The organism is Daejeonella sp., from assembly GCF_030695525.1.
Lineage (GTDB): Bacteria > Bacteroidota > Bacteroidia > Sphingobacteriales > Sphingobacteriaceae > Daejeonella.
This window is the reverse complement of the sequence record NZ_JAUYSS010000034.1, coordinates 1-1,649: the sequence shown is the minus strand read 5'-3', so window position 1 is coordinate 1,649 and position 1,649 is coordinate 1. Positions and strand designations below refer to the sequence as shown.

The 1,649-nt window shown below is 39.4% G+C and carries 1 protein-coding gene; it reads left to right on the top strand.

The window, feature by feature from the left end; all coding sequences use genetic code 11:
- Positions 1-372 precede the first annotated feature (372 nt).
- Positions 373-1,428: a hypothetical protein gene (locus tag Q8S11_RS08120; protein ID WP_305661586.1), complete on the top strand. Its 1,056-nt coding sequence runs from the start codon at positions 373-375 to the stop codon at positions 1,426-1,428.
- Positions 1,429-1,649 lie beyond the last annotated feature (221 nt).

Below are 1,649 nucleotides of genomic sequence, written 5' to 3'. Positions count from 1 at the left end.
GGAGCAATGGAAATTCAGGAAATTAATAATGAATATTACCCTCAGCCCATGTATCGTGCAAATATGATGATGAAATCGGATGCTATGGCTACAACTGAAGCAGCGATGCCTGATATTGACTTTAAGAAGATCAAGCTCAATTACCAGATGAGGGCGGTGTTTGAAATAAAATAGAAATTTAATTGAGAGTGGAGAATTGAGAGTGGAGAATGAAAATCGTAATCATTTTAAGTTTGTACTATAAATTAAAGAGGATGTCATACTGATCCGCCCTTCGCGAAGAGGGATGACATGGATTTGGTAATGAACTATTAATTTGACAATTTAGTACTACCTCACTGACAACAGACAACCGACAACTGACAACAAAAAATGCATGTACAAAAGGAGCCCAGAGGTATTGTCCCCTCAAAGAAAAAAATACTTTACCCGATCAGGGCTGGGCTTCGTGATTATCTTATAAAATACGACCGTGAGGTAAAACTACCTGTTCAATACACCGATTTACTTCGGTTCAATCTGAAAACACCTCTCCGGGATAAGGAAGGACGTGACACACTCTGGTATACTGTATATTATGATGAAAGTGAGATGAAGGAATTATTCCCTAATCTCACTTATATCTATGCATTAATGAATACTGATGGCGATACCGCTGTAATGGAACACCTCTCAGTAGCGCGTATCGATTATTGTACTTTTGCCAATACAAGGCCTTTCAGGGTGCGGATCATCAACCGCCTGAATGATAACTATGATCATTTCTACATCAAAGTTGGGGATGCCTCCCGGGTCTATGGCCTTGAGCTTGAACATGTATTATCTCCTAACCGGATTATTTATATGACGGATGGGAATACGCTTATTGAAGAACATATTCCCGGTCTTCCGGGTGATGAATTTATCAAGCGAAGCCTAAACACATCAAAATTCAATCAGATCCGTATTTGTAAGGAATTCGTTAAATTTAATGAGCGGTGTTTTGTGAGGTTGCTCGGAGATATGCGTTCTTATAATTTCGTCGTCGATATTACTCCGGATATTGAAGGCAATCAATACCGTTTCAGAGCAATTGATTTTGATCAGCAATCATATGAAGGAAGGTTAAAAATGTACCTTCCGCATTATTTTAAAGAAAATCTGGCTCTTGTTCAACTTGGCATGCAGCATATGGATCTCACTACCATGAAGCAATACCAGGAAGAAGAAAGAAGTCTGATCGCTAACCGTTTCCGTTCAGGGTACTATCGTCTGCAGGATCTTTTTGAAGTTATGAATATTGATTCTATCGCACCGGAAGAAAAAGTCATCCAGCTAGGCAAAGAACTTGCTTCCTATCATAAAAACCCCGCTTTCAAAAGTTGTGATACGATGGGAAAGCTGGTTTTTGAAAGTCTGCACCAGATTGTTGGGAAGAAAATGGGGTAGTTGGTTGTTAGTTGGTTAGTTGTTAGTTGTTAGCAATATATTACTAAAGTCAAACCAATTGTCAATTGTCAACCCGATAGCTATCGGATCTCAATTCTCAACCATTGCTGTCCGGTTAAATTCTGTACCGGGCATAATATCTCGATAAAGGTTTAACAGACTCACATTCTAGCTAATTTCAAAATAAGAGGCCCCCTCTCAACCTTTCCTCCCTCCATTGC

What these genes read in the sequence shown, in the direction of transcription:
- Q8S11_RS08120 (WP_305661586.1), top strand. Translation starts at nt 373, where the DNA reads ATGCATGTACAAAAGGAGCCCAGAGGTATTGTCCCCTCAAAGAAAAAA.